The sequence below is a fragment of the Streptomyces sp. B1866 genome (assembly GCF_031932565.1).
Classification (GTDB): domain Bacteria; phylum Actinomycetota; class Actinomycetes; order Streptomycetales; family Streptomycetaceae; genus Streptomyces.
The window spans coordinates 1-6,207 of record NZ_JAVSCF010000024.1 but is presented as its reverse complement, the minus strand read 5'-3'; the positions used below and the strand labels follow the sequence as shown (position 1 = coordinate 6,207).

Here is a 6,207-nt window from a genome sequence, read left to right as displayed (position 1 = left end):
GCCCTCCGCGCCCGCGCCCTCCACGGACACGCCCCCGCGCGTCCTGCGCCGGCGGCGCGGCGCGCGCTTCGGGCGCTCCTCGCGAGGCGGCTGCTGCTGCGCCGCGCCCGCGCGGGAGCCGCGTCCGCGGCCGCGCCCGCCGGTCTCGCCCAGGTCCTCGATCTCCTCCGCGTCCAGGCCCGCGCGGGTGCGCTCCGCGCGGGGCAGCACGCCGGTGGTGCCCTGGGGGATGCCCAGCAGCTCGTACAGGTGCTCGGAGGTGGAGTACGTCTCCTCCGGGTCGTTGAACGGCAGGCCCAGCGCCTTGTTGATCAGCTGCCAGCGCGGGATGTCGTCCCAGTCGACCAGCGTGACGGCCGTGCCCGAGGCGCCCGCGCGGCCGGTGCGGCCGATGCGGTGCAGGTACGTCTTCTCGTCCTCGGGCGACTGGTAGTTGATCACGTGCGTGACGCCCTCGACGTCGATGCCGCGGGCGGCCACGTCGGTGCACACCAGCACGTCCACCTTGCCGTTGCGGAAGGCGCGCAGCGCCTGCTCGCGGGCGCCCTGGCCGAGGTCGCCGTGCACGGCGCCGGCCGCGAAGCCGCGGCGGGTGAGCTGGTCGGCGATGTCGGCGGCGGTCCGCTTCGTACGGCAGAAGATCATCGCGAGGCCGCGGCCGTCCGCCTGGAGGATGCGCGTGACCAGCTCGGGCTTGTCCAGCGAGTGGGCCCGGAAGATGTGCTGGGTGATGTTCGCCACGGTCTGGCCCTCGTCGTCCGGCGCGGTGGCGCGGATGTGCGTGGGCTGGGACATGTAGCGGCGGGCCAGGGAGATGACCTGGCCGGGCATGGTCGCGGAGAACAGCATGGTCTGCCGCTTGGCGGGCAGCGCCTCGATGATCTTCTCGACGTCGGGCAGGAAGCCGAGGTCGAGCATCTCGTCGGCCTCGTCGAGGACCAGCGTCTTGACGGCCGACAGCCGCAGCTTCTTCTGCCCGGCGAGGTCGAGCAGCCGGCCCGGGGTGCCGACCACCACGTCGACGCCCTTCTTCAGGGCCTCCACCTGCGGCTCGTACGCCCGGCCGCCGTAGATCGACAGGACGCGCACGTTCCGCACCTTGCCGGCGGTCAGCAGGTCGTTGGTCACCTGCTGGCACAGCTCGCGGGTGGGGACGACGACGAGCGCCTGCGGCGCGTCGGTCAGCTGCTCGGGCCTGGCCCGGCCCGCCTCGACGTCGGCGGGGACGGTGACGCGCTCCAGCAGCGGCAGGCCGAAGCCCAGCGTCTTGCCGGTGCCGGTCTTGGCCTGGCCGATCACGTCGGAGCCGGACAGGGCGACCGGGAGCGTCATCTCCTGGATGGGGAAGGGAGTCGTGATGCCGACGGCCTCAAGGGCCTCGGCGGTCTCGGGGAGAATTCCAAGATCTCGAAATGTGGACAGGGTCGTTGCCTCTTCTGTGAGACGCGGTGTGAGGCGGCGAAGGGGGTCGTACCGCGGCCGAGTGGAGGCCGGCCGCGCGGGGGCCGGTCGGCGCGGGACCACTGCCCTCGCTCACACGCTCATACCGCGAGCGGTTGCTCCTGCTTGTGCGCGTGCGTAGATCGCATACGCCCTCGCATGGAGGACGGTCGGTTGTGGGAGCCGATCGGGCCACCGACCGGGCATCCGCATTCGTAAAGACCCGCCGGTTACTCGGCGGGCGCTTATACCACTGTACCCCGGATGCGCGCATGTGTGACCGGGGGCCCGTCCGGAAGCCGGTCCGGGAGATGGCCGGGCGGGGACTTCCCCCGTCCGACGAGCGGACTATTCTCCGCTCCATGGAGACGCCTGACACCCCGGAAACACCCCGCACCGCCGCCGTCCCCGCCTTCGGGGAGCCCACCGGGATCGCCGCCCAGGACTGGGCGCGAGCCTCCGCCGACCCCCGCTACCGGGCCGCCGTCGTGGACCTGCTCGGCGCCCTCGCGTACGGCGAGCTGGCCGCCTTCGAGCGGCTGGCGGAGGACGCCAAGCTGGCGCCGACGCTGGGTGACAAGGCGGAGCTGGCGAAGATGGCGTCCGCCGAGTTCCACCACTTCGAGCAGCTGCGCGACCGGCTCGCGGCGGTCGGCGAGGAGCCCACGGCCGCCATGCAGCCGTTCGCGGCGGCGCTGGACGGCTTCCACCGCCAGACCGCGCCGTCCGACTGGCTGGAGGGCCTGGTCAAGGCGTACGTCGGCGACTCGATCGCCAGCGACTTCTACCGCGAGGTCGCGGCCCGGCTCGACTCCGACACCCGCGGTCTCGTGCTCCAGGTGCTCGACGACACCGGACACGCCTCCTTCGCGGTGGAGAAGGTGCGGGCCGCCATCGAGGCCGACCCGCGGGTCGGCGGGCGGCTGGCGCTGTGGGCGCGGCGGCTGATGGGCGAGGCGCTGTCCCAGGCCCAGCGGGTGGTCGCGGACCGGGACGCGCTGTCGATGATGCTGGTGGGCGGCGTGGCGGACGGCTTCGACCTGGCGGAGGTGGGCCGGATGTTCTCCCGGATCACCGAGGCGCACACCAAGCGGATGGCGGCGCTGGGACTGGCCGCCTGACCCTGCGCCGCCGCGTGGCCCCGGGGGCCGGCCGGGGCCCGTACGGCGAGGGCTGCCGGGTCCCGCTTCCGTGCGGTGCTTCCGTACGTCTCGTACGGTCTCGTACGAGCCGCCCGCGCGGCTGAACGGGCCTGGCGGTCAGGCCGGCGCCGACCGGTGGGCGCCGCGGGCGGGCCGGACCAGCAGCGACAGCAGGGCGACGGCGAAGCCGCAGGCCACGGCCAGCGAGGCCGGGGCGTGGACGGGCTCGGTGCCCAGGACGGCCTGCGCGAGCAGGGCGCCGAGGAGGGCGGCCCCGGGGCCGGTGGACAGCACCAGCGGCCGGGACGGCAGCCGCCGGGGCAGCCAGCGGGCCGCCGTGTAGGCGAGCGTGAGACCGATCACTATCGAGCCGAGCGCGACGAAGACCATGACGACCATGACGTCCTCCCGATCGTGAGCGAGCCGGGCCCCAAGGCGCGGCTGTGCGCCTCGGTCGTGCCGGTCTTACCCGCCGACCGGGGTGGGCAACCCCGCTCAGGAGCGAGTTGTGCGCGCTTCGTGAACAGCGCGTGCGTCTTTCGTGCGGCGCGTGCCGTGCGCGTGCTGGTCTGGCGGCGCGCGCGGCCCGGACACGCGTGTGGGCGGCGGCGGGGCCGGGCGCACACGCGCCCGGCCCCGCCGCCGCCCATCCGAGGACCGCCCGGGGCGGTCCGCCGAGCCTGCGGGGCGTCGCCTACAGCGCGCTGAAGCCGACCTTGCGCGCGGCGGGCTCGCCGATCTCGACGTACGCGAGGCGGTCGGCCGGGACGAGGATCTTGCGGCCGTGCTCGTCCACGAGAGCCAGCAGCTGCGACTTGCCGCCGAGCGCGTCGGCCACGGCCCGCTCGACCTCCTCGACCGACTGCGCGCTCTCCAGGATGATCTCGCGGGGCGCGTGCTGGACGCCGATCTTGACCTCCACGGCTGGGTCCCTCCGACGGTCAGTTGGGTGCGCGGCCATCCGCGCCGTACGCAGCACACCCTAGCCCGGCGCGGCGGCACGCCGCGGCCTGCCCGCACGCGCGTCCCGCGCGGCGCGCCCCGGGCGGGAGGGGCCGCCCGTACGCGCGGGTCCGCGGACCGCACGCGCGGCCCGGGACTGGCGTGCGCACGCGTGTGGCGGCCCGTACGCGCACGTACGGGCCGTACGCGCGTGGGCGGCCCGTACGCGCGGGGCGGCGCGTACGGGCGCGGCGGCTCCTGCGCGCGCGGCGGGCCGTACGAGGGCGGCGGTCCGGGCCGGGGCGGCCGGAGATCAGTGGGCGACGCCGTCGGCGCCGTGCATCGGGAAGCCCGCGATGCCGCGCCACGCCAGGGACGTCAGCAGCTGCACCGCCGTGTCGCGCGGGACGGCGCTGGCGCTGGAGAGCCAGTAGCGCGCGACCACCTGGGACACCCCGCCCAGGCCCACGGCCAGCAGCATCGACTCGTCCTTCGGCAGACCGGTGTCCTCGGCGATCACCTGGCTGATCGCCTCGGCGCACTGCATGGACACCTGGTCCACGCGCTCGCGCACGGCGGGCTCGTTGGTCAGGTCGGACTCGAAGACCAGGCGGAAGGCGCCGCCCTCGTCCTCCACGTACGCGAAGTACGCCCCCACCGTCGCGGCGACGCGCTGCTTGTTGTCCGTGGTCGAGGCCAGGGCGGCGCGCACCGACTGGAGCAGCGCCTCGCAGTGCTGGTCGAGCAGCGCCAGGTAGAGGTCGAGCTTGCCGGGGAAGTGCTGGTAGAGCACGGGCTTGCTGACGCCCGCGCGCTCGGCGATGTCGTCCATCGCGGCCGCGTGGTAGCCCTGCGCGACGAAGACTTCCTGAGCCGCTCCCAGAAGCTGGTTGCGACGGGCACGGCGCGGCAGGCGCGTGCCCCGTGGGCGCGACTCGGTCTCCTCGATGGCTGTCACGCGGCCTCCACTTGATCGATTTGTGCACGGTGTTCACCGCACCGCCATCGTACTTTTCGGTAACTGCGCCCTGCGCCGTCTGTGCGGAGAATTTCACCTACCGGACATGGCGTAAAACCGACAGAAGGTGCAGGTCACCGGTAGTCGTCCTCGTCCAGCTCCACGACCCGGGCCTGCTCCGCGCGATCCGCCTCGTTCACCGCCTCCGCCTTGTCGCTGGTCAGCGGCTCGTCCCGGTACGGCCGCAGGTCGTGGCGCTGCTCCGCCGCGTCCGCTTCCGGGGTCTCGGCGCCGAACTCGCCGTGGTCACCGGATTCGGCGAACTCCTCGGACTCGGGGCTGTCGAACATCTCGGGGTCGCTCTGGTCGACGGACATGGTGGCACTTTCCTCGCGGGGTCGGGCGGCGGCCGGACGGCCGCCGGGGCTGGTGAACGGATACCCAGCGGCGCCGACGCCATGACCTGCCGGGGCCACGTACCCGGCAGGCCGCGGCCGCGGGCGGATGCGAGCCCGGGAGAGGTCACTTTCGGACGCTACGCGATCTGTGACGGCGAACACACGGTCGCGAGCGTGATCGTCTCGTAACATTGCGGCATGTCGAGGACCGAGTCACCGGACGTCCGGACCGTCCCCCCGGTGCCTCCCTCGCGGTCCGTGCACGTCGCCGCCGGGGAGAAGCTGCACGCCGTCGGCCTGCCGGGGCTCACCCTGACCGTGCGCGCCCGCCCGCCCGCGCGGGAGGGCCTGCCGCCCGCCCTGTTCGTGCACGGCCTCGGCGGCTCCTCGCAGAACTGGTCCGCGCTGATGGAGCTGATCGCCGACCGGGTCGACGGCGAGGCCGTCGACCTGCCCGGCTTCGGCGACTCGCCCCCGCCCGACGACGGGAAGTACTCGATCACTGCCCAGGCCCGCGGCCTCATCCGCTATCTCGACGCCTCCGGCCGCGGCCCCGTCCACCTCTTCGGCAACTCGATGGGCGGCGCCGTCGCCACGCGCGTGGCAGCGGTGCGGCCCGACCTGGTGCGCACCCTCACCCTCGTCTCGCCCGCCCTGCCCGAGCTGCGGCCGCAGCGCACGGCCGTGCCCACCGCGCTGCTCGCGCTGCCGGGCATGGGCTCGCTGGCCCGCCGCCTGACGCGCGACTGGACCCCGGAGCAGCGCACGCGCGAGATGCTGGCCCTGTGCTACGGCGATCCCGCGCGGGTCAGCCCGGAGTCGTTCGAGCTGGCGGCGCGGGAGTTCGAGCGGCGGCTCGCCCTGCCGTACTTCTGGGACGCGCTCGTGCGCTCCGCGCGCGGCGTGGTCGACTCCTACACCCTGGGCGGACAGCACTCCCTGTGGCGGCAGGCCGAGCGCGTCCTCGCGCCCACGCTGCTCATCTACGGGCTGCGAGACCAGCTCGTCGCCCACCGGATGGCACTCCGCGCGAGTGCCGCTTTCCGCGACTCGCGGCTGCTGACGCTGGTCGATGCCGGGCATGTGGCGATGATGGAGTTCCCCGAGACGGTGGCGCGCGCCTTCCGCGAGCTGCTGGACGAGACCGGCGACGGCGCCGGCACGGGCGTCACGAGGGCCGGGCGGGCCGTGGGCGCGGCGGCGCCCGCGGCGGAGGGAGGCGGTGCGGCGCGTGGGTAGGCACAGCGCGCGGGGCGGCGGCGCGGGAGACGCGGAAGCGAACCGGGCGGCCTCCTCGGGCGCCGGTGCCGCCCGCCCGGGCGGCGGG

7 protein-coding genes are annotated in these 6,207 nt (G+C 74.5%); 2 read left to right on the top strand and 5 right to left on the bottom strand.

What is annotated here, in order from left to right; all coding sequences use genetic code 11:
* A partial coding sequence (locus tag RKE29_RS06030; protein ID WP_312003990.1) for a DEAD/DEAH box helicase occupies window positions 1–1,332 on the bottom strand: 1,332 nt, incomplete at its 3' end.
* Window positions 1,333–1,802: 470 nt separating this feature from the next.
* Here RKE29_RS06030 and RKE29_RS06025 point away from each other — a divergent pair.
* Complete coding sequence (locus tag RKE29_RS06025; RefSeq protein WP_312003989.1) at window positions 1,803–2,561, top strand: ferritin-like fold-containing protein; 759 nt, start codon at window positions 1,803–1,805, stop codon at window positions 2,559–2,561.
* Window positions 2,562–2,699: 138 nt separating this feature from the next.
* On the opposite strand, the gene RKE29_RS06020 is transcribed toward RKE29_RS06025, so the two are convergent.
* From RKE29_RS06020 to RKE29_RS06005, 4 genes are all read right to left on the bottom strand, one after another.
* Window positions 2,700–2,981 (bottom strand): hypothetical protein, encoded by a 282-nt coding sequence (locus RKE29_RS06020; protein WP_312003988.1) that lies wholly within the window; start codon window positions 2,979–2,981, stop codon window positions 2,700–2,702.
* Between the two features lie 295 nt (window positions 2,982–3,276).
* The gene (locus RKE29_RS06015) at window positions 3,277–3,504 is read right to left on the bottom strand and encodes a DUF3107 domain-containing protein (protein ID WP_312003987.1); all 228 of its coding nucleotides are present in this window, start codon (window positions 3,502–3,504) and stop codon (window positions 3,277–3,279) included.
* A gap of 333 nt (window positions 3,505–3,837) precedes the next feature.
* Window positions 3,838–4,482 (bottom strand): TetR/AcrR family transcriptional regulator, encoded by a 645-nt coding sequence (locus tag RKE29_RS06010; RefSeq protein WP_312003986.1) that lies wholly within the window; start codon window positions 4,480–4,482, stop codon window positions 3,838–3,840.
* A gap of 134 nt (window positions 4,483–4,616) precedes the next feature.
* Complete coding sequence (locus RKE29_RS06005) at window positions 4,617–4,859, bottom strand: hypothetical protein (protein ID WP_312003985.1); 243 nt, start codon at window positions 4,857–4,859, stop codon at window positions 4,617–4,619.
* A gap of 219 nt (window positions 4,860–5,078) precedes the next feature.
* Between RKE29_RS06005 and RKE29_RS06000 the strand changes: the two genes are divergently transcribed.
* Window positions 5,079–6,119 (top strand): alpha/beta hydrolase, encoded by a 1,041-nt coding sequence (locus RKE29_RS06000; RefSeq protein ID WP_312003984.1) that lies wholly within the window; start codon window positions 5,079–5,081, stop codon window positions 6,117–6,119.
* Window positions 6,120–6,207 lie beyond the last annotated feature (88 nt).

Excerpts from the sequence above, each read along its gene's own strand:
- RKE29_RS06025 (WP_312003989.1), top strand. The coding sequence starts at position 1,803 with ATGGAGACGCCTGACACCCCGGAAACACCCCGCACCGCCGCCGTCCCC.
- RKE29_RS06005 (WP_312003985.1), bottom strand. The coding sequence starts at position 4,859 with ATGTCCGTCGACCAGAGCGACCCCGAGATGTTCGACAGCCCCGAGTCC.
- RKE29_RS06000 (WP_312003984.1), top strand. The coding sequence starts at position 5,079 with ATGTCGAGGACCGAGTCACCGGACGTCCGGACCGTCCCCCCGGTGCCT.
- RKE29_RS06020 (WP_312003988.1), bottom strand. The coding sequence starts at position 2,981 with ATGGTCGTCATGGTCTTCGTCGCGCTCGGCTCGATAGTGATCGGTCTC.